Source organism: Bradyrhizobium sp. IC4060 (assembly GCF_020193715.1).
In the GTDB taxonomy this organism is placed as follows: domain Bacteria; phylum Pseudomonadota; class Alphaproteobacteria; order Rhizobiales; family Xanthobacteraceae; genus Bradyrhizobium; species Bradyrhizobium yuanmingense.
On sequence record NZ_JADYVJ010000012.1, the window covers coordinates 160786 to 182033 of the forward strand.

19 protein-coding genes are annotated in these 21248 nt (G+C 64.8%); 9 read left to right on the forward strand and 10 right to left on the reverse strand.

The features are described from left to right. Nucleotides 1-36: 36 nt before the first annotated feature. The gene (locus I6F16_RS30345; protein ID WP_109142099.1) at nucleotides 37-960 is read right to left on the reverse strand and encodes a polyprenyl synthetase family protein; all 924 of its coding nucleotides are present in this window, start codon (nucleotides 958-960) and stop codon (nucleotides 37-39) included. A gap of 161 nt (nucleotides 961-1121) precedes the next feature. Here I6F16_RS30345 and mtgA point away from each other — a divergent pair, with 161 nt between their 5' ends. From mtgA to I6F16_RS30360, 3 genes are all read left to right on the forward strand, one after another. Beyond that, nucleotides 1122-1796 (forward strand): monofunctional biosynthetic peptidoglycan transglycosylase, encoded by a 675-nt coding sequence (mtgA, locus tag I6F16_RS30350; RefSeq protein WP_036002223.1) that lies wholly within the window; start codon nucleotides 1122-1124, stop codon nucleotides 1794-1796. A 171-nt stretch (nucleotides 1797-1967) separates the two neighbouring features. After that, nucleotides 1968-2150 (forward strand): 50S ribosomal protein L32, encoded by a 183-nt coding sequence (gene rpmF, locus I6F16_RS30355; protein ID WP_007598106.1) that lies wholly within the window; start codon nucleotides 1968-1970, stop codon nucleotides 2148-2150. Nucleotides 2151-2288: 138 nt separating this feature from the next. Further along, nucleotides 2289-2930: a hypothetical protein gene (locus I6F16_RS30360; RefSeq protein WP_057025938.1), complete on the forward strand. Its 642-nt coding sequence runs from the start codon at nucleotides 2289-2291 to the stop codon at nucleotides 2928-2930. 226 nt (nucleotides 2931-3156) lie between these two features. Here I6F16_RS30360 and I6F16_RS30365 read toward each other — a convergent pair whose 3' ends face one another. Continuing rightward, the gene (locus tag I6F16_RS30365; RefSeq protein WP_036002219.1) at nucleotides 3157-3417 is read right to left on the reverse strand and encodes a hypothetical protein; all 261 of its coding nucleotides are present in this window, start codon (nucleotides 3415-3417) and stop codon (nucleotides 3157-3159) included. A 221-nt stretch (nucleotides 3418-3638) separates the two neighbouring features. On the opposite strand from I6F16_RS30365, the gene I6F16_RS30370 reads away from it, so the two are divergent. Beyond that, nucleotides 3639-5333: a bifunctional diguanylate cyclase/phosphodiesterase gene (locus I6F16_RS30370; protein WP_225113316.1), complete on the forward strand. Its 1695-nt coding sequence runs from the start codon at nucleotides 3639-3641 to the stop codon at nucleotides 5331-5333. Between the two features lie 114 nt (nucleotides 5334-5447). On the opposite strand, the gene I6F16_RS30375 is transcribed toward I6F16_RS30370, so the two are convergent. The 7 genes from I6F16_RS30375 to I6F16_RS30405 form a co-directional block, all read right to left on the reverse strand. Continuing rightward, nucleotides 5448-6956, reverse strand: a complete 1509-nt coding sequence (locus I6F16_RS30375) for a tripartite tricarboxylate transporter permease (protein ID WP_036002213.1) — start codon at nucleotides 6954-6956, stop codon at nucleotides 5448-5450. Nucleotides 6957-6960: 4 nt separating this feature from the next. Next, nucleotides 6961-7446, reverse strand: coding sequence for a tripartite tricarboxylate transporter TctB family protein (locus tag I6F16_RS30380; protein WP_074447634.1), 486 nt, complete (start codon nucleotides 7444-7446; stop codon nucleotides 6961-6963). A gap of 183 nt (nucleotides 7447-7629) precedes the next feature. Next, a complete protein-coding gene (locus I6F16_RS30385; protein WP_225174249.1) occupies nucleotides 7630-8607 on the reverse strand; it encodes a tripartite tricarboxylate transporter substrate binding protein in 978 nt (325 codons plus the stop codon). Nucleotides 8608-8808: 201 nt separating this feature from the next. Then, entirely contained in the window at nucleotides 8809-11676 is a 2868-nt protein-coding gene (locus tag I6F16_RS30390; RefSeq protein ID WP_225174250.1) for a PAS-domain containing protein, read from the reverse strand. Between the two features lie 228 nt (nucleotides 11677-11904). Further along, nucleotides 11905-12780 carry an acyl-CoA acyltransferase gene (locus I6F16_RS30395; RefSeq protein ID WP_109142104.1) on the reverse strand — a complete coding sequence of 292 codons (876 nt, stop codon included), beginning with the start codon at nucleotides 12778-12780 and terminating at the stop codon, nucleotides 11905-11907. Nucleotides 12781-12875: 95 nt separating this feature from the next. After that, entirely contained in the window at nucleotides 12876-13856 is a 981-nt protein-coding gene (locus I6F16_RS30400; RefSeq protein WP_225113319.1) for an amino acid--[acyl-carrier-protein] ligase, read from the reverse strand. Nucleotides 13857-13912: 56 nt separating this feature from the next. Continuing rightward, a complete protein-coding gene (locus I6F16_RS30405; RefSeq protein WP_225113320.1) occupies nucleotides 13913-15130 on the reverse strand; it encodes an acyl-CoA dehydrogenase family protein in 1218 nt (405 codons plus the stop codon). Nucleotides 15131-15489: 359 nt separating this feature from the next. Between I6F16_RS30405 and I6F16_RS30410 the strand changes: the two genes are divergently transcribed. The 3 genes from I6F16_RS30410 to mtnA all read left to right on the forward strand — a co-directional run bounded on the left by I6F16_RS30410 (nucleotide 15490) and on the right by mtnA (nucleotide 17862). After that, on the forward strand, nucleotides 15490-15762 hold the full coding sequence (locus I6F16_RS30410; RefSeq protein ID WP_225113321.1) for a phosphopantetheine-binding protein: 273 nt from the start codon (nucleotides 15490-15492) through the stop codon (nucleotides 15760-15762). An 87-nt stretch (nucleotides 15763-15849) separates the two neighbouring features. Next, nucleotides 15850-16725: an S-methyl-5'-thioadenosine phosphorylase gene (locus tag I6F16_RS30415; RefSeq protein WP_225113322.1), complete on the forward strand. Its 876-nt coding sequence runs from the start codon at nucleotides 15850-15852 to the stop codon at nucleotides 16723-16725. Nucleotides 16726-16755: 30 nt separating this feature from the next. After that, nucleotides 16756-17862: an S-methyl-5-thioribose-1-phosphate isomerase gene (mtnA, locus tag I6F16_RS30420; protein ID WP_109142108.1), complete on the forward strand. Its 1107-nt coding sequence runs from the start codon at nucleotides 16756-16758 to the stop codon at nucleotides 17860-17862. Between the two features lie 120 nt (nucleotides 17863-17982). On the opposite strand, the gene I6F16_RS30425 is transcribed toward mtnA, so the two are convergent. After that, on the reverse strand, nucleotides 17983-18618 hold the full coding sequence (locus I6F16_RS30425; protein ID WP_036002146.1) for an HAD-IA family hydrolase: 636 nt from the start codon (nucleotides 18616-18618) through the stop codon (nucleotides 17983-17985). A gap of 104 nt (nucleotides 18619-18722) precedes the next feature. Here I6F16_RS30425 and I6F16_RS30430 point away from each other — a divergent pair, with 104 nt between their 5' ends. Both I6F16_RS30430 and I6F16_RS30435 read left to right on the forward strand, forming a co-directional pair. Then, nucleotides 18723-19481: a trypsin-like serine protease gene (locus I6F16_RS30430; RefSeq protein WP_036002143.1), complete on the forward strand. Its 759-nt coding sequence runs from the start codon at nucleotides 18723-18725 to the stop codon at nucleotides 19479-19481. A gap of 125 nt (nucleotides 19482-19606) precedes the next feature. Beyond that, nucleotides 19607-21109 carry an NAD(P)/FAD-dependent oxidoreductase gene (locus tag I6F16_RS30435; RefSeq protein WP_225113323.1) on the forward strand — a complete coding sequence of 501 codons (1503 nt, stop codon included), beginning with the start codon at nucleotides 19607-19609 and terminating at the stop codon, nucleotides 21107-21109. The last annotated feature ends 139 nt before the right edge of the window (nucleotides 21110-21248 follow it).

Below are 21248 nucleotides of genomic sequence, written 5' to 3' on the forward strand. Positions count from 1 at the left end.
CGATGACGATTCATCCTGATCGCATCGCGCTTTAGCTCAGTTCTTCCGCTCGGCCACGAAACGCGCGGCGGCCTGCAAAATTGCGGCGCGGTCGCCGAAGATCGAGACGGCGCTGTCGGCGCGCGCGAGCAGGTCGCGCACGCGCTGCTTGGCGCCTTCGATCCCGAGCTGGGTCACGAAGGTGGTCTTGCCGAGCGCGGCATCGGCGCCGGCCGGCTTGCCGAGCGCGGCCGCATCGCCCTCGACGTCGAGCAGATCGTCGGCGATCTGGAAGGCTTCGCCGAGCGCGCGGCCGTAATCGTCGAGCGCCTGATATTCCGCCTTCGAGGCCTGGCCGAGGATCGCGCCGGCAATGCAGCCGTAGCGCAAGAGCGCGCCGGTCTTCATCTGCTGGATACGGGCGACATCGATCGGCTCGTTGCCGCCAAAGCGGCCTTCGCCGGCGAGATCGAGGATCTGGCCACCGACCATGCCGCCGATGCCGGCGCAGCGCGCCAGTGCACGCGTCAAGAGCAGCCGCACATTGGCGTCGCGATGGACCTCGTCGCGGGTGATGATATCGAAGGCGAGCGTCAGGAGGCCGTCGCCGGCGAGGATCGCGGTGGCGTCGTCGGTTTGCTTGTGCAGGGTGGGGCGGCCGCGGCGCAGGTCCGAATTGTCCATGGCCGGCAGGTCGTCATGGATCAGCGAGTAGCAATGGATGCATTCGAGCGCGGCGCCCACGAGCAGGGCCGCCTCGCGCGGCACGCCGAACACGGCGGCGCTCTCGACCACCAGGAACGGCCGCAGGCGCTTGCCGCCGTTGAGGCTCGAATAGCGCATTGCGTCCATCAGTCGCTTGGGCCGGGCGATTTCGTCATGCAGGATGTCGTCCGACAGCAGGCGCCCGAGCAGGGCTTCGGTGTCATCAGCGGTCTTGTCCAGACGTTTGGCGAAATCGGACGGGGACGTGCCGGTCATTAAGAAGGGCTCCAGAACTAAAATTCGGCGGGACAATCCTTTATGCGCCCGCGCCAGTCAATCGTTTGGAAGGCCTAAAAAGTGCTGGAAAAGGCCCGAATTATCACAGACTTAATGCTCCAGCCCGTGGCCGCTCGTCAGTTCGTGCCGGAAAGGTCGATTTGCGCATCGTCAAAATCCTGCTGGTGGTGCTCGCGCTCGTGGTCCTCGCACCCTATGTGATCGCGCCGTTCTACCGCACCGGCCACCCAGTTTCGACGCTGATGGCCTGGCGCAGCCTGCGGGGCGCGCCGATGCAGCGGGAGTGGATCGATCTCGCTGATATGTCGCCCTCTCTGCCGCGCGCGGTGGTGGCGGCCGAGGATGCCCATTTCTGCAAGCATCACGGCATCGATTGGGGGGCGCTGCGCGAGGCGATCGACGACGCCAGGGAGGACGGCACCGCCTTCCGGGGCGCCTCCACCATCACCCAGCAGGTCGCGAAGAACCTGTTCCTCTGGCAGGGGCGAGACTTCGTTCGCAAGGCGCTCGAATTCCCGCTGGCGCTTTGGATCGACCTCGTCCTGCCCAAGCAGCGGATTCTCGAAATCTACCTCAACATCGCCGAGCTCGGCCCGCAGGGGCAGTTCGGGGTCGAGGCGGCCAGCGCCTATGCCTTCGGCAAATCGGCCGAAAGCCTCTCGCCCCGCGAGGCGGCGCTTCTGGCCTCGATCCTGCCGAATCCGGTCAAGCGCAGCGCCCGGACCCCGGGACCGGGCGTCCGGCGGCTGGCAGCCACCTATATGGCGCGGGGGCAGGCGAGCTCGCTTGCGACCTGTTGGCGGGAAAATCGCTGATTTTTGGCCCGTTCCGGGCGCATTTTCCGGCCCAAGAGCCTAGCTTTACAGCCAGCCTTCCTCTATAAGCGCGGCCTTGATCGGCATTCAGCTCGCCTCGTTATTTGCGGGTGCTGAGCCGTCCCTTCGCGGACGATGCCCTGATGACACCAATCCCTAGAGGATATTGAAATGGCCGTTCCGAGAAGAAAAACCTCGCCGTCGCGCCGTGGCATGCGCCGCTCGGCGGACGCCATCAAGAAGCCGACCTATGTGGAAGACAAGGACTCCGGCGAGCTCCGTCGTCCGCACCATCTCGACCTCAAGACCGGCATGTACAAGGGCCGTCAGGTCCTGAAGAAGAAAGAGTCCTGAAGCCAGGATCTTTCTCGGGCGGGAGATCGACCCGCCCGATTCGGCCAACCCATGAGATAGACGGTGACGGCGGCGGAGCGGATGCTTCGCCGCTGCATTGTTCTGTCCGGATATCTTGATCGAGAAGGCATCAAGCCGATGGTCGGTTTCCCGCTGCTCCTGATTCCGCTCGCGGTCTACAACATCATCGCCTTCCTGATGCCGACCGTGTCCTTCACAGACGTGCTGTTCAAGGTGCCTATGGTGTCCGGAGAGGTCTGGCCGGTCACGCTCGCCGATCTCCTGCTCGCGCTCGGCGTCGTCTTGCTGCTGCTCGAGGTGGTCAAGGGTGCGCGGCCGGGCTCGAAATTCCTGATGGATCATTTGCTGTCGCTGATCATCTTCGGCGCGGCCGCTGCCGAATTCGTGATGTGGCCCAAATTCGGCAACTCCACCTTCTTTCTGCTGGTGCTGCTGGCGATGGCGGACTTCTTCGCTGGCATCGCCCAGCGCACGCGCCGCCGCGTCACCTATGTCGCCGAGACCACGGTGCCGGCCCCTCGTAAGGCCAAGCGCAGGGCCGAAGCGCCGGCGGAGGACGTGGAGTCCGAGCGCAAGTTCGAGCCGGTGATCGCGCCGCAGCCGGCGCCGGCCGCGCCTACCGCGCAATCCGTCGCCGAATCCGTGCTGATGGATCACCCGGCGCCCAAGCCCGTGCAGGGCGCCCCCTCGCCGGAAATTCCCTCGCCGCAGCTGCAGCCGGGGAACGGCACGCCGTCTTCCGACACGCCGCCGCGCTGATTTCTCTGAATTGGCTCTCATCTCACCGCCGCGGCAGTGTGCTCCCTTGCCCCGTTCTTACGGGGAGTGGGTTGGGGTGAGGGGCCTCTCTCCGCGGATGCGATAGCCGCGGGACCTGTACCCCCTCACCCGGATCGCACCGGACGATGCTTCGCATCGCCGAGGCGATCCGACCTCTCCCCGCAAGCGGCGAGAGGTAAGAAGCGCGCTCTCACTTCAATCAATCTTAAGCCACCTGACGCGTGCGCGCGCTGACGGTTCCGAGCGGGCGCTTGCTGCCATAGGCCATCAGCGCATCCTCGGAGGAGGCGCGGCGGAGCCGGCTCGTTTGCGGCAGCTGCTCGGCATTGGCGATCAATTGTGTGACGAAGCTCGGATCGGGGCGGGGCAGGGGCACCTTATGGACCCACCGCAACGTCGGCATCAGCGGCACCAAGGCCGTGCCTGTGCCGTTGTCCGCCGCGTCCGATCGATCAGTACTCAACATCGCAATCACCGTTGATCCGGCGAGACTGTCGCGTTTCGAGACGCGGGGGCCGGCGCGAGTCCTGTACTCGCAAGGCCTATGCCGGCCGGGCCGGTTTGGTTCCAACGCCTTCGGAAACGTGGTTTCCAAATTGTTTATCAACTTTGCCTAGGTTCGGCAGCGAATCTGGCTCTATCCTGTGCCGGCTCAGGACTTCTCCACTGTCCCGAAACGAGGCGACTTTGACCCCTGGATTGCCGCAAGCCTCCGACATCCTGGCCGCGCTCGGTCAGGCCGTGTTCGCCTGGGACATCGCCAGCGATGCCATCGTCTGGGGTGAGCAGGTCAGCGCCGTATTCCCCGGCATTCCCGCCGAGCGGCTTTCGACCGGCGCCGAATTCGCCAAGCTGATCGAGCCTGCGCAAACGCTGCGGACGGCGGCGCTGGCACTGACGTCCCCGGTGCACGGCGCCGACGGCACCCCTTACCGAATCGAGTACGGCGTGCGCATGAGCGCCTCCGATCCCGTGATCTGGATCGAGGAGACCGGCCGCTGGTTCGCAGGTCCCGACGGCCGTCCCACGCGAGCGATCGGCTCCGTCCGCATCAACAATGAGCGCCACGCCCGGGACGAGGAATTGAGCAAGCTGGCCCGGCTCGATCCGCTGACCGGCGAGCTCAACCGCTCGCATCTGATCGCGGCGCTGGCCGAGGCGATCGAGGAGACCACGCGCTTCCGCTCGACAGCGGCCTTCATGCTGGTCGGCATCGATCATCTCGCCCGCGTCAACGATGCTTTCGGCTTCGACGTCGCCGACGCCGTGATCCTCGACGTCGCCAAGCGCATTCGCGCGCGCCTGCGCGGCGGCGACGTGCTGGGGCGCTTCTCCGGCAACAAGTTCGGCCTGATCCTGAAGAACTGCACCGTCGACGACATGAACGTGGCCGCCGAGCGCTTCCTCGCCGGCATCCGCGACGAGGTGGTGCCGACCAAATCCGGTCCGGTCTCGGTCACCGCCTCGATCGGCGCGGTCAGCCTGCCGCGTTATGCCCGCAACACCGACGAGGCCGTCAACCGCGCCCATGAGACGCTGGACGCCGCCAAGCGCCGCCGCTCCGGCTCGTTCGCGGCCTGGCGTCCGGATGCCGCGCGCGACGCACAGCGCCGCGTCAACATCCGCGTCACCGACGAGATCGTCACCGCGCTCAACGAGCGCCGCATCAGGCTCGCCTATGAGCCCGTCGTCTCGGCTGTCTCGCGCGAGCGCGCATTCCATGAATGCCTGGTGCGGATGGACCAGGGCGACGGCCAGGTGCTGCTCGCGCCCGACATCGTGCCGGTCGCCGAACGGCTCGGCCTGATCCGCCTGGTCGATCACCGCGTGCTCGAGCTCGTGGTCGCCGAGCTCGCGGCGGCGCCCGACGTCTGCCTCAGCCTCAACATCTCGCCGGATACGACCATGGATCCGGACTGGTGGGCGGGGATCGAATCGCTGATGCTGGCCCATCCCGGCGTCGCCGAGCGGCTGATCGTCGAGATCACCGAGACGGTCGCGATCCAGGACATCGACGACGTCCGCGCCTTCGTCAGCCGCCTCAAGCATTTCGGCAGCCGCATCGCCATCGACGATTTCGGCGCCGGCTACACCTCGTTCCGCAATTTGCGCAAGCTCGGCGTGGACATCGTCAAGATCGACGGCGCCTTCGTGCAGAACATCACCCATTCCGCCGACGACCGCGCCTTCGTGCAGACCCTGATCGACCTCGCCCGCCGCCTCGACATCAAGACCGTCGCCGAATGGGTGCAGGACGACGAAGCCGCAAACATGTTGCGCGACTGGGGCTGCGACTACATCCAGGGCCGCCTGATCGGGCTGGCTTCGGCGGAACGCCCGTGGGGCGTGCCGCCGGACAGCGCGCTGCCTGCGGCGGGCTGAGATGGCGTAGGGTGGGTTAGCCGAAGGCGTAACCCACCACTTTACTCTCCGCGTCGAGAGAGAAGCGGTGGATTACGCCTTCGGCTAATCCACCCTACCGACTACGAGATCTTCTCACGCCCCCTCGTCCAGCGCCACCAGCTCGCGCTTCTTGCGCAGCGACGGCAGCAGCGGCGCGATCAGCAGCACCAGGGCAAACACAAGACACACTGCCGAGATCGGCCGCTGCACGAAGGTCCAGAGATCGCCCTGCGACAGGATCAGCGACTTGCGCAAATTGTTCTCCATCATCGGACCCAGCACGAAGGCCAGCACCAGTGGCGCCGGCTCGTAGCCGAGCTTGCGCATGAAATAGCCGATGATCCCGAACGCGATCATCACATAGACGTCGAACACGTTGTTGCTCGAGCAGTAGACGCCGAGGATCGTGAACAGGATGATCAGGGGGAACAGGATGTTGTAGGGCAGCTTGAGCAGCTGCACCCACATGCCGATCATCGGCAGGTTCAGGATCAGCAGCATGACGTTGCCGATATACATGCTGGCGACGATGCCCCAGAACAGTCCGGGGTTCTGCGTGATCATCAGCGGGCCCGGCTGCAGGCCGTGAATGACGAAGGCCCCGAGCAGTAGCGCCATCACCACGTTCGGGGGGATGCCGAGCGTCATCAGCGGAATGAAGGCGCCGCCGGCTGCGGCGTTGTTCGCCGATTCCGGGCCGGCGACGCCCTCGATCGCGCCGTGGCCGAACCTTTCAGGGGTCTTCGACAGCCGCTTCTCCAGCGCGTAGGACGCGAATGACGAGACCACGGCGCCGCCGCCCGGCAGGATGCCGAGGAAAAAGCCGAGGATGGTGCCGCGGCCGACCGGACCGGCGCTCGCCTTCCAGTCCTCCTTGCTCGGCAGGAGATGGGTGATCCTGGTGTTGATGACGTCGCGCTTGATCGCCTGCTCGGTGTTGAGCAGCACCTCGGCGACGCCGAACAGGCCCATCACCACGGGCACGAGGCCGATGCCGTCGATCAGCTCCATGCGGCCGAAGGTCAGTCGCGGCTGCGCGGTGATGCTGTCGAGCCCGATCAGCCCGAGCACGACACCGATGCACGCCATCAGCAATGCCTTCGGCATCGATCCCTGGGTGAGGAAGGTGAGCACGACGAGGCCGAGCACCATCAGGCTGAAATACTCGGCCGGGCCGAAAGCAATGGCGAGACTGGCGAGCTTCGGCGCCACCAACATCAAGGCGACCAGCGCAAAGGTGCCGGCAGCGAAGGAGCCGAACGCGGCGATGCCGAGCGCGGGGCCCGCGCGGCCCTGCTTCGCCATCTGGTGGCCGTCGATGCAGGTGACGACGGAGGCCGCCTCGCCGGGGATGTTGACCAGGATCGAGGTGGTCGAGCCGCCATACATCGAGCCGTAATAGATGCCGGCCATCATGATGATGCCGGATTCCGGCGTTCCCGACAGTGTCACCGGTAGCAGCAGCGACATCGCCGAGATCGGGCCGATGCCGGGCAGCACGCCGACCAGCGTGCCGATGAAGACGCCGATGAAGCAATAGAGCAGGTTGACCGGCAGCAGCGCGACGCCGAATCCATGTGCCACGTTGACAAGCGTATCCATGGCGTCAGCCGATCCCGAACAGGCCTGACGGCAACTGGATCAACAGCAGCCGCTTGAGCACCCACCACATGCCCGAGGGCACCAGCACCGCGATCGGAATCGCCAGCGTCCAGCGCACCGGATCGATCAGCCGCAACAGCAGCAGCATCAGCGGGATCGATGACAGCAGAAATCCCAGCGGCTCCAGCGCGAACGCGAATGCAGTGAGGCAGGCGATGAGGACAAGCGGCTTGCTCCAGCGCACGTTCTCCCAGCGCGAGGCCAGCGTCGGCCCGCCCTCGGTGATCGCCGAGACGATGATCGCGCTCGCGAACACGCACATCAGGATGCCCGTGTAGAACAGCACATAGCCGGAGCCGGGATCGTTGATGGTGCCGAGCCTGAGCTTCAAGCCCGACCAGATCACGAAGCCGCCGAGTGCGAGCCCGATCAGCCCGCCCCAGAGTTCGGAGTTGCTGAGGCGGAGCTTGACGTTGGTTGGATCGTTCATCGATTCTCTCTCGTGCCCCGGACGCAGCGCAGCACCGCAAGTTGCGTTCACGCACGTCTTCGACGTGCTATGGCAGGTGCGCTGCAAAGCCGGGGCCCATGCGTGTGGGCGAAGAAGATGGGTCCCGGCACTGCGCAGCAGCGTTGCACGCTGCAGCGCGTTCGGGACACAAGCAGCGCGGTCTTACTTCTTCGCGAGCCCGAGCGTTTCGATCACTTTGCGCTCGGATTCCGTGACCTCGACGATGAATTTCTTGTAATCCTCGGTGTTCTTGTAGTTCGGCACCATGTCGTATTTGGCGAGCGTCGCCACCACCGCGGGGTCTTCGACCGCCTTCTTGAAGGCGTCGTGCAGCTTGGCCACGATCTTGGGATCCATCCCTTTCGGTCCTGCAATGCCGAACGGGGAATCATAGACCATGGGATAGCCGAGCTCCTTCAGCGTCGGCACGTCGGGATAGTTCGGCGAGCGTGCGCCGGTCCACACCATCAGGAGCCGCAGCTTGCCGGCGTCGACCAGCGGCCGCCATCCCGTGGAATCCGCCTGCAGCATGGTGTGCTGCCCCAGCACGGCGGCGTTGGTCTCCGCGCCGCCCTTGAAAGGGACCTGGGTCAGCTTGATGCCGGACATCGCGGCGATCTGCTCCATGCCGATATGCAGCGAGGTGCCGGCGCCGGGCGTGGCATAGGTCACCTTGCCCGGATTCGCCTTTGCGAACTCCACCACGTCCTTCCAGCTCTTGAACTGCGATTCCGCGCTCGTGGTCACGCCGAAGGTGTAGCCGGTGAGATGGACGATATAGGTGAAATCCTTTGCCGGATCCCACGACACCTCCTGCATCAAGGGCAGGCGAAACACGGTGATCGGGATCTGCGAGATGGTATAGCCGTCCGGCTTCGCCGCCGCCGCCATCGTCGCCGGCCCGACCGTGCCGCTGCCGCCGGCCTTGTTGTCGATCACGATCGGCTGGCCCAGCACCTTCGAGGCGCTGTCGGCGATCGCGCGCATCGAGAGATCAGTCGATCCGCCGGCCGGCCAAGGCACGATCAACGTGATCGGCTTCGTTGGATAGTCCTGCGCATTGACCGCCGTGGAGAGCAATAAGCCCATGACGGCGTGCACCGCGGCAAATGCAATCGTCTTCAGCCCGTATCGCGACATCGAAAGCCTCCCTCGCGGCGGCCTCTCTGGGGGCGCCGTCTCTCGTTGCGAGGCGATTGTTCCTGAATTTGACGGAGAAGAAAAGCGTGTTGCGCGCATCGATGTGCGGCCGTCGGTCAGCTAACGCCGACAGAGCCGACCTCTGCGACAATTCGTCGTTTGGCCGCGTGCCGAGAGGCGGAATTTGAGCGGCCGAAGCGGTCAGGCCACCCGCCGGACCGTGTTCAGCGTCTCGATGGTGCGGCCGACTTCCGAGGCGAGACACGGCTTGCCGAAATAATAGCCTTGGACCGCGGTGCAGCCGCATTCGCGGACGAAGTCGAGCTGTTCCTCGGTTTCCACGCCCTCCGCCGTGGTCTCGACGCCGAGCACGGAGCCGAGGCTCGCGATCGTTCTGACGATGGCAACGCTCTCCGGGCTTTCGCCGAGCGTGCCGACGAAGGAGCGGTCGATCTTGATGCGGTCGAATGGAAACTTGCGCAGATAGCTCAGGGAGGAATAGCCGACCCCGAAATCGTCGAGGCTGACGCGCACCCCGAGCGCGCGGAGCTGGTGCAGGATGTCGATGGTCGCCTTGCTGTCGTCGAGCAGCGCCGTCTCGGTGACCTCGAGCTCGAGCCGCTGCGGCGGCAGGCCGGCTTCCGCAAGCGCGCTCGTGACCATCGCCACCAGGCCGCGGGAGCGGAATTGCACCGGAGACAGGTTCACCGCGACGGTGACGCCGGGCCAGGACGCGGCGGTGGCGCAGGCCGTGCGCAGCACCCATTCGCCGATCGGAACGATCAGCCCGTTCTCCTCCGCAATCGGGATGAACTCGGCCGGAGAGACGAAGCCGCGCGAGGGATGCTTCCAGCGCAGCAATGCCTCGAAGCCGGTGAGCTCGGAGGAATCGAGCCGCATCTGCGGTTGAAACACCAGGTGAAATTCACGCCCTTCCAGCGCGCCGACCAGGTCCTGCTCCAGCGCGTGCCGGCTGCGCGCCTGTTCCTCCATCTCGGGCTCGAACAACTGATAGGCTCCGCGCCCCTTGGCCTTGGCCTGGTAGAGCGCGAGGTCGGCGCATTTCATCAGCTCATCGGCATCGAGTCCGTGGTCGGGCGCGATCGCGATGCCGACGGAGACGCCGACATGGATCGACTGGCTTTCCAGCGGCGGCGGATGACCGATGATCTCGACCAGGCGGCGGGCGAGCGCCTCGGCCGATTGCGGCTGCGGCCCGCGCTGGAGCACGGCGAACTCGTCGCCGCCAAGCCGCGCGACGGTGTCGTGCTCGCCGACATTCTCCTTGAGGCGCGCCGCGACCCAGCGCAGCAGGCGGTCGCCGGCGGCGTGGCCGAGGCGGTCGTTGACGGTCTTGAAATTGTCGAGGTCGAAGCACAGCACGGCCATGGCGCCGCCGGCGATCGCGACCTGGTTCAGCCCCTCGCCCATCTTCTCGCGGAACAGCGTGCGGTTGGGCAGGTCGGTGAGCGAATCGTGCCGCGCCATGTGCGCCACCCGGGCCTGGGCCTTGTGGCGCTCGGTGACGTCCTCATAGGTCACGACCCAGCCACCATGCTCCATCCGCTTGTGGTTGAGCTTGATGATGCGGCCGTCGTTCAAATGGCGGTGCAGCGTGTGCTCGCCCTCGCGCAGCCTCTCGACGTAGTCGGCATAGAGCTTGGCGCCGGTCATGTTCGGATGGATGCCGAGCTCGCAGGCGTGCTCCATGATGTCGCGCATCGAGACGCCTGGCTTCACGGTCTCCGGCGACAATCCATACATCTCGATGTAGCGGCGGTTGCAGACGATCACGCGCAGGCTGGCGTCGAGCATGCACAGGCCCTGGCTCATGTTGTTCAGGGCAGCGTCGAACCGGCGGTACTGCTCGCTCAGCTCCTCGATCGCACGCTCGCGCTCGGTAATGTCCTCATAGGTGGCGACGAAGCCGCCTTCGGCCAGCGCGCAATAGCGCACCGAGATCACCGTGTCGTTCGACATGCGCCGGCGCATCGGCGAGGAATCACGGCTTGCGATCCGCGCGCGGGCGGCTTTGAGGATCTGCTGCGGGCTGTATTCCGGGGAGAACGCGCCGTTCGCCATGGATCGCTCGATCAGCTCGGCGAGGTGTGTGCCGGGGCGGGTCTCCTCCGGCGACAACAGGTAGATCTTGAGGTAGGTGGAGTTGCAGACCCGAAGCCGCATGTCGCTGTCGAAGAAGGCGAGCCCGTGGGCCATGTTCTCCAGCGCCGCATCGAGGATGAAATTCTGCTGCCGCAGCGTTTCCTCGTATTGCAGCCGCTCCGTGACGTCCTCGTGCACCGTCACCCAGCCGCCGTCGGGCAGGAAGCGGGAGACCGCCTGCACCATCCGTCCGTCGTAGCGCATCACCAGCAGCGTCTTCGGCTTCCTAGTGCGCACGTCCTCCAGCCGGTTCTGGTAGAATTCGTCGCCCGACATGCCCGGCAGGTTGCCGCGCGACATCCAGTGCTCGATCACCGTGGAATGCGCGACGCCCGGCTTCACGATCTCGGGGTCGAGGTTGTAGAGCTTCAGGAACCGTTCGTTGCAGACGACGACACGGCTGTCGACGTCGTACATGATCAGTCCGTGCGACATGTTGGCGAGCGCGTGCTGGCTGCGCTCGGTCTGCACGCGCAGTTCCGCTTCGAGCCGGGCGAGGCGGGTGACGTCATCGCAGATCGTCATCCAGCCGCCGCCGGGGAGCGGCTTCAGCTCGAGCGACATGACGAGGCCGCTCGCCAGCATTTGCTCGGTGCGGAACGGCTTGCCCGCGGCGATCTGCGCCATCCGCCTCGAATACAACGCGTCGAGCTGGTCTTGCGGAAAGTTGCCGCGGCTTGCGCTGTGCGCGAGCACCTGGCGATAGCTGGTGCCGACCCGCACGATTTCGGCCGACATGTCGAACAGTCTGAGATAGCGCTGGTTCGTCAGCACGATCCGGTTGTCGGCATCGTAGACGCAGACGCCCTGTTCCATGTGGTCGAGCGCAAGCTGGCTCAGCGCGACGAGGGCGCCTGGGCCCTGCTCGCGGCCTGTACCAAGCTCGCTGTCGCGGATCGACGTCATGGGTCGGCGGGGCCCCGGCAGGCAATAGACTTAATGCAACCTAATTCAGCCGCCGAGGCTAGCGAACAGGCCGGAAAATTCCCTTAAGCGCTGTAGTTTACGGAGGATGACCGGCGATGGTGAGCGCACGCGTAAACGGCCCGCTGCCAAGGCGATAGGCCGTAGCTCCGGACGAGCGCGGCGATATTCCCGCTCCGCTCGTACAGATTTACAGAGCCGGGCGTTGCTCTACGGCCCGTACAGCACGAGCTCCGTGTCGGTGAGGTCGCCGAGCTGTGGCTGGTGCGGGCCCCTGAAGTATTTCCGGCCGCGCCGCTCGGTGTAAATGCCGACGAGACCGGGAACCGGACCGTTGGCATCGACGGCCACCGCGATCTTGCCGAGCCGCAGCAGCAGCCGTCCGATGCGGCCGGCGCATTCGGCAAATTCTGCGGTGCTCCGGCAATAGATCAGCTTCATGGCGGGCGGTGCGATGAAACCGCGGCGGATGCGCACCGGTTGCAGGATGAAGGGGAAGGTTCCCTTCGGCGTGCGGCACACCAGACTGAGGCAATTGTAACGCGCATGTCGCGTCAAAAGCTCGGTCTCCGCCTCGGAAAGCCCCTTGATCTCCTTGGCGTGCGGCGGAATGACCTCGATCTCGTTCCAGCGCGGGACGCGCGCTAGCGCAGGGACCGAGAAGAATATGCCGCGGCAATAGGCGCGAAAGCCCTGCGTCTCGATGATTGGCCAGGTCCACTGCGCCGGGCTGATGTTGAAATAAGTGACGTGCTTGTGCCGCTGGGCGATCTTGGTCAGCAGCGGCGCGTAGTTGCGGTAGGCCGGGTCGACATACCAGCTCGACAAATTGCACCGGATGGCGGTCTCGTCGCCCTCCTTGCGTTCGCTGTAGATCAAGAGCAGCACGCCGACGGGCGTGCCGTCGTCGTCGAGCATGTAGCCGAAGCGCGGATAGCCCTCCGGCGCGGCCCGGAAGGCCTGCCGGCGCAGACCCTGGATCCAGTAGTCGCGTGAACGGCCGACGAAGCCGCGCGTCAGCAAGTCCGCGATCTTATCGACGTCGGACTCGGTGATCTCGCGGCATCGGACCTTGGTATGGATCACGCTCGTCTTGCCCGTGGAAATGGTCGGCCTCGTGAGGTCTATCGTTTCAGCATGATCTTCTCGGAAAACCGCTCCGCACTTTTCCGGATCATGCTCTAGCGCCAGCCTTCGCCATGGGCCTCGGCCGCGACAGGCGGCTGCAGGGCCAGGATGTCCCGCACCTTGGCGGGCCAGGCGGAAAGATCGGTGCCGTGGGTGTGGAACATGGCGACGGCCAGGCGGTCCATGCCGAAGGCCACGCAGCCGGTGTGCGCCGGCTCGCCATCGGCGTCCTGGATTCCCCAGGTCGTGCCGAAATGCTCGCGGTGATAGTTGAAGCTCATGCACGCCGTCGGCTGCTCTTCCGAGCGCAGCGGGATGAGCAGCTCGAACTTGAGCTGCTGCTGCTTCTGGCTCACCGCCTTCATCTGGCCGACCCGGCCGAAGAACGGATCGCTGGCATAGTCGACGCGGAAGCTGAGGCCGAGGTCGGTCGCGATCTTCTGCGCGCGCACCATCCAGCGCTCGCGGAAATCGGCGACATCGTCGGGGCTGCCGATGCAGACATATTCGCGCATGCGGAACGATTGCAGCCGGTCGAGATGCTTCGACGGCTCGCGGCGGAAGCAATCCGCGGCAACGTCGAAGCGCAGGCCACCCTTCGGCAATTGGCCGCGGCTCGCCGCGATCGGATAGACCGGATAGCAGGCGGCCGGCGACAGCACGAGATCAGCCGGCGACAGCGAAGTCGTCCAGTCGCCGCCGGCATCGAAGCGGCTCACTGCGGCGTTGATCTCGCGTTCGGTGCCGTGCAGGCCGCAGACGCAGCCGAGCAGGTTGGGAAAGCTCTTGAGATAGCCGGACTTCTCCAGCTGGGAGCGGCTCATCACCGGCGGGAAGCGCATTACCTCGGTGCCGGCCTCGCGATGAACGGTGATCAGCGCGGCGAGCTTCTCGACGATGCCCTCATAGAGGGCGGTGCGGGCATAGACGCCATCGGCGCCCATGCGGTGGAACAGCTGGTCGGCGAGATGATCGAGCGGATCGATCATTTGCGGCGCGGTGGTGGGCGAGTCGGGGAGGACGGCAATATTCATGGTTCGATGTCCTGCTATCTCAAAATCGTTCTTGTTGAATCGGTCGCGGAGGTACGTCAGTCGCGAAGGCTCGCCGGCACCCCGCTCATCAATGTCGACGTCGCGGCATTGGCCAGGATCCGGTCGTTGTTGATCATGATCGGCGACGACAGCACGTCGCGGAGGTGGCGGCCCATCGTGAACTCGCCGTCGTTGCGATAGCCGGCAAGTCCCGCGGTGCGCATCGCATGCATCACGGTCTCGACTGCGAGCTCGGAGGCCTGCACCTTCAGAAGCGTGATCGAGGACTGGAAGTCGAGCGAGCTCAGAGCACGCTCGTCATGCTCGACGCGGGCGAAAGCGTCGATATTGGCTGATATCAGAGCGCGCAGCTTGGCCAGCGACATCTTGGCGGCGGTGAAGTGCGCCGCGGCCGGGGGCATCTGTCCGCCGGACGAGCGGGCCGCCTTGCGGATGAAGGCCTGCGCGCGCGTCACCGCCGCAGCGGCGATGCCGGCCCAGGCCGACGACCAGCACAGATGCGCGAACGGCGTCATGGTCTGGGCGTGGATCTTGTCATAGGATTCCGGGAAGATGCGGTCGGCGGGGCAGTCGACCTTCAGCTCGAACCCGGTCGAGCAGGTGCCGCGCATGCCGAGCGTTTCCCAGCCCAGCGTCCGCTTCAGCGAATAATCGTCCTTGGCGAGCGCCAGCAGCACCTGGTCGGAGGCGGCGGCTTCGGTGGCGCGGCGGGCGATGGTGACGAGGCCATCGGCTTCGGCGCCGTAGGAGATCACGGTGGCGTCGCGCACCAGCGAGACGGTATCGCCGGCATGGTCGACCGCAGCCGCGCTGGCGCGGATGTTGCCGCCGTTCTGGCCTTCGGTGGTGGAGGAGGCGAGCAGCCACTGGTCGCGGGCGACCCGGCGCATCATGGTCTCCATCCAGGGGATGCCATGGCCGTGCCTGATGACGCAGGCGACCTTGGTCTGGTGCATCGCGTAGATCATCGCCGTGGACGCGCAGGCGCGTCCGAGCGTGTAGCAGATGTCGGTGACGTCATGGATCGAGGCGCCGAAGCCGCCGAACTCGACCGGAATAATCACGCCGAGCAGCTTCTGCTCGCGTGCCACGTCGAAAGCCCGGTGCGGGAAGCGGGCGTCGCGATCGACCTCGTCGGCGTCGGCCGCGGCCGCTGCGGCGGTCCGGGCGGCGCGCTCGATCAGGGAGGGACCCTGCTCGAGAAAGCTCGTCTGCATTTCGTCGACAGTGAGGACTGCTTCACGCACGTTCATGCTCGTCCGCCTCCGGTTTGCCGTTCGAGATCGCCGGCATCATTCGCGATGCCGCTTGAGGCGATCCTCCAGCCATCTTTGCTTGTGAGACGAGGCTACGGATTTAATTCAAATTCGTCGATGAAATAGAGGGTAAACAAAACCCAATTCCGAACGAACAGTTAAGGTCCGGTTGTTCGCATCGCCGGATTTTCTGGCATCGCGTTAGGACTCTGGAAGAAGGTTGGATTTCCGACAATCTGAGTCATCGTTTACTAAGAAACGCGAAGTATTGGTGTGGCCCATTGCAGGACCGGCAGCCCGCACCCATCGTAGCCGGCAGTCCGGTCCGACCCCGATAGACAAATGGAAATTTGCCGATGCAGGCCTTCGATACCGTTTTGCGCAACCGCATCACCAAGCTGGTGAAGGGCATCCTCGAACAGAATTCGCTCGCCGCAGAGGTCACACCTTCGGCCAAGCTCGTCGATATCGGCCTGACCTCGATGGACATGGTCAATCTCATGCTCGGCGTCGAGGCCGAATTCGACTTCACCATTCCGCAGTCCGAGATCACGCCGGAGAATTTCCAGTCCGTCGAGACGCTGGAGCGGATGGTCGCGATGCAGCTCCAGCCGGCGACCGCGGCTTAATAGGGGCGCATCTCCCCCCGTTCCAAATCCGCCGCAAAACTGGCATAGCTTAACCATGTCACATTTGGCGGACAGGGTGGAGCAGGCATGACGCAGGCGGTATTGGGCATCATCGGCGGCTCGGGCATATATGACCTGCCCGGCTTAGAGGGTGCGCGCGAAGAGGTGATCGAGAGCCCCTGGGGCGAGCCGTCGGCTCCTTTAAGGCGTGGCTCCATCGCCGGCCTGCCGATCGTGTTCCTGCCCCGGCATGACAAGGGGCACCGGCTGTCCCCCTCCGACATCAATTATCGCGCCAACATCGACGTGCTGAAGCGCGTCGGCGTCACCGATTTGATCTCGCTCTCGGCCTGCGGTTCCTTCAGGGAGGAACTGCCGCCGGGCACCTTCGTTCTCGTCGACCAGTTCGTCGACCGCACCCATAAGCGCGAGAGTTCGTTCTTCGGCCGCGGCTGCGTCGCGCATGTGTCGATGGCGCACCCGGTCTCGCCGCGGCTGCGCATCCATCTGGCGGCCGCCGCGGAAGCCGAAGGCATCGCGATCGCGCGCGGCGGCACTTATGTCTGCATGGAAGGGCCGCAATTCTCCACTTACGCCGAAAGCATGACCTACAAGACGCTGGGCTACTCGGTGATCGGCATGACCAATATGCCCGAAGCCAAGCTCGCCCGTGAGGCGGAGATCTGTTACGCCACCGTCGCAATGGTGACGGATTTCGACTGCTGGCATCCCGACCACGATGCGGTCACTGTGCAGGACATCATCCGCGTGCTGAATTCGAACGCCGACAAGGCGAAGGCGCTGGTGGCGCGGTTGGCCAAGGATTTTCCGCGTGAGCACGAGCCGTGCCCGATCGGTTCGGACCGTGCGCTCGACACCGCGCTGATCACGGCGCCCGAGGCGCGCGATCCCGAGCTCCTGAAGAAGCTCGATGCGGTGGCCGGGCGCATCCTGCGAGCGTGAGACGCAAGACAAACGAAAAGGCAGAATGCCATGAAGGTCGACGGCAAGCATTTCCGCAGCATCTGGCGCGAGCGCGACGGCTGGTCGGTCGGCGCGATCGATCAGCGCCGGCTGCCGCATGAATTCGTCATTGCGCGGCTGACTTCGTGTGAAGATGCGGCCGTTGCTATACGCGACATGCTTGTGCGCGGCGCGCCGCTGATCGGCGCCACCGCCGCCTACGGCATGGCGCTCGCGATGCGCGAGGACGCTTCCGACGCCGGGCTGCAACGCGCTTATGACACGCTGGTCGTGGCGCGGCCGACCGCGATCAACCTGAAGTGGGCGCTGGACGAGATGCGCGCGGCGCTCGCGCCGATCGATCCGGTGGAACGGGCGGAAGCGGCCTATGGGCGCGCCGACGAGATCGCAGAGCAGGACGTCGAGATCAACCGCGGCATTGCCGACAACGGCCTGAAGCTGATCGAGGCCACCGCGGCGAAGAAGCCGGGCGAGGTGGTCAACGTGCTGACCCATTGCAACGCCGGCTGGCTCGCCACCGTCGATTGGGGCACGGCGACGGCGCCGATCTATCTTGCGCATGAGCGCGGCATCAAGATCCATGTCTGGGTCGACGAGACCCGTCCGCGCAACCAGGGCGCCTCGCTCACGGCCTGGGAGCTCGGCCATCACGGCGTGCCGCACACGGTGATCCCGGACAATACCGGCGGACATCTGATGCAGCACGGCATGGTCGATCTCGCCATCGTCGGCACCGACCGCGTCGCCGCCAATGGCGACGTCTGCAACAAGATCGGCACTTACCTGAAGGCGCTTGCGGCGCATGACAATGGCGTGCCGTTCTACGTCGCGCTGCCGTCGCCGACGATCGATTTCGCCGTCCATGACGGCATCCGCGACATCCCGATCGAACAGCGCAGCGGCGTGGAGGTCACCGACATGACCGGCCGCACCGCGGACGGCCGGCTGGAGACGGTACGCATCGTGCCCGAAAACTCGCCGGTCGCGAATTACGCCTTCGACGTGACGCCGGCGCGGCTCGTCACCGGTCTCATCACCGAGCGCGGCGTGCTGAAGCCGGATCGCGCCGCGCTGGCGTCGGCATTTCCGGAGCGGATCTCTACGGCGGCGAAGTAGATTTGGTTGGGCGATATCTCGCCACAACCGTCATTGCGAGCGCAGCGAAGCAATCCAGACTCCCTCCGCGGAAAGACTCTGGATTGCTTCGCTGCGCTCGCAATGACGGCGTATGTCGAACTACCCCAGCTTCAGCCCCGTCGCCGTCTCCAGCTCCGCGATCGCCTGCGCCCCGCTCGTCACCTTGATCGTGGTCATGCCCATCTGACGCGCCGGCTTCAGGTTGACGCCGAGATCGTCGAGATAGACGCAATTGTTCGGATCGACCTTCAGCGTCTCGACCATCATCTGGTAGATGCGTGGATCGGGTTTGCGCAGACCGATCTTGGCGGATTCGATGACGTGATCGAACAGCACCATGACTTCGGCGATGTAGAGAGAACGTCCCGTCATGCTGCCGATCGCGTTGGCCGGCAGATTGTTGGTGATGCAGCCGGTCTTGAATTGCGCCTTGATGCGCTTCAGGGCCTCGACCATCTCCGGGCGCAGATCGCCCTGCAGCAGCGGCAGCACGTCTCGGCCGCGCACCTCCGCACCGAGCGCGAGCGATTCGGCGGCGAACAATGCGTCGAACGTCTCGATGTCGACCTCGGCCCGCTCGAATTTGGCCCAGGCGTTTTCCAGATGATTGGCGGCGTTGGTGCGCCGGATGATATCGGCGGGCAGGCCGCGCTCGGTCTCGAACCGCGTGAACGCCTCGAAGGGCGAGCTCGTCAGCACGCCGCCGAAATCAAAGATCACCGCCTCGATCGCCAATGTCCTGCCCTCGTCAATTGCTTTCCAAGAGGGCTAGCATGCGCTATCGGCAAGAGCCAGTCCGAAGCAATCGCCCGCCTTCATCGATGCCGATGCGTGTTCCCATGAAGAAGCTCGCCACCCTCATCGCAGCTACGCTGCTGCTCGCTGCGCCCGCTCACGCCATCGTCGGCGGCGGCACGCCGCAGGCAGATGGCGTCGCCCGCGCCGTCGTCACCATCGTCGGCTCGCGCGGCAATTTCTGCACCGGCAGCCTGATCGCCCCGAGGCTGGTGTTGACGGTCGCCCATTGCGTGCAGCCGGGCGCGGATTACAAGGTGGTCGATCGCGGCGGCGACGGCCAGCCGCAATTGCTGAACGTGCGCACCGTCGCGATCCATCCGAACTTCAACATGCAGGCGATGCAGGCGCATCGCGCCACCGCCGACGTGGCGCTGCTGCAGTTGGAAATTCCACTGAAGGGAAAATCCACGGTGACGGTCGGCATGCCCACGATTCCAATTCAGGTCGGCAGTCGCTTCGTCGTCGCCGGCATCGGCGTCACGGTTCTCGGTGATGGCAAGAGCGGCGGCACCACGCGCGTGGCCGGCCTCGTTGCAACCGGGCAGCCCGGCACGCTGCAGATTCGTCTGGTCGATCCCGTAACCAACGGTGTTCGCGGCGGAATTGGCGCCTGCACCGGCGATTCCGGCGGCCCCGTGTTCGAGGACAGGTCGAACGGTCCCGTGCTCGTCGGCCTCATCAGCTGGTCGACAGGACCGAACGGCGCCGCCGGTTGCGGCGGCTTGACCGGCGTGACGCCGCTGACGCTCTATCGCGACTGGATCGTGCAGACCGCGCGGAGCTGGGGTGCGGCACTGTGATTTGACCGCGACTTGATCTATGTCATTTTGAAGCGGAGGCGCGGCGGGTGATCATGCCCGTCGCGGAGGAAACGCGCCGTCCAATCAAGGACGGCCACAAAGACAAGCAAGGCATAGAAGCAACAATGAATGTCGCTATTCGCAGTCACGCCACGGCCAAACAGGCTTCTGAACATTTCGACGTGCTGATCGTCGGCGCCGGCATATCCGGCATCGGTAGCGCCTATCACATCCAGAAGCAGCTGCCGGGCACGAGCTACGTCATCCTGGAGACGCAGGAAACATTCGGCGGCACCTGGAGCACACATCGCTATCCCGGTATTCGCTCCGACAGCGATCTCCACACTTTCGGCTACAGCTTCAAGCCTTGGGTCGGCCCGCCGATTGCGACCGCCGAAGAGATCCTCTCCTATATGAAGGAGGTGATCGACGACAACGATATCGCGCGGCACATTCGCTACAAGCACAAGATCAATTCCGCGAGCTGGTCGAGCGAGCAGAATCTCTGGACCATCGACGCCGTGACGACCGACACCGGCGAGCCCAGGACCTTCACGGCGAACTTCCTCTGGATGTGCCAGGGCTATTATCGCCATTCCGAAGGCTACACGCCGGAATGGAAGGGCATGGACCGTTTCAAGGGCCGCATCGTCCATCCCCAGACCTGGCCCGACGATATCGACCTCACGAACAAGAAGGTCGTCGTGATCGGCTCGGGCGCGACCGCGGCAACACTGGTGCCGAATATCACCGACAAGTGCGCCCATGTCACCATGCTGCAGCGCTCGCCGACCTATTTCCGCCTCGGCCGCAACGCCATCGAGATCGCGGAAGAGCTGCGCCGGTTGCAGGTCGATGAAGCCTGGATCCACGAGATCGTGCGGCGCAAGATCCTGTTCGAGCAGGATGCGTTCACCAAGCTCTGCGTGTCCAAGCCCGAGCAGGTGAAGAAGGAGCTGATCGGCCAGATCAGCGCCGTGCTCGGTCCCGACTACGACGTCGAGACCCATTTCACGCCAAAATACCGGCCGTGGCGGCAGCGCATCGCCTTCGTGCCGGATGCCGATTTGTTCAAGGGCATCGCCAGCGGCAAGGCCTCCGTCGTCACCGACGAGATCGAATGCTTCGTCGAGAATGGCATCCAGCTCAAGTCCGGCAAGCTGCTTGAGGCCGATGTCGTCGTCACAGCGACCGGCTTCAATCTTGCCGCGCTCGGCGATATCGCCTTCGAGATCGATAGCAAGCCGCTGGCCTTCGGCGACACCGTTACCTATCGCGGCATGATGTTCACGGGCGTGCCGAACATGGTCTGGGTGTTCGGCTATTTCCGCGCCAGCTGGACGCTGCGCGTCGATCTCGTCGCCGATTTCGTTTGCCGGCTGCTCGGGCACATGAAGGCGAAGGGTGCAAAGAAGGTCGAGGTCAAGCTGCGACCTGAAGACCACAACATGCCGATCCTGCCCTGGATCGATCCGGAAAACTTCAACCCCGGCTACATGATGCGCAACATGAACCTGCTGCCCAAGCGCGGCGACAAGCCGGAATGGCAGCACAGCCAGGATTACTGGACCGAGAAGGACGAGATCCCGAAGACGGACCTGGACGACAAGGCTTTCGTCTACAGTTGACGATGCCGATGTAAGGCGAGGTTAGCGATCGCCACTGTCGTCCCGGGGCGCGAAGCGAGCCCGGGACCCATACTCCCAGGCGGTGGTTATAGAGCGAGCTGGTCACTCCGAGCCTTCGCCAAACTACTCCCTGGGGTTA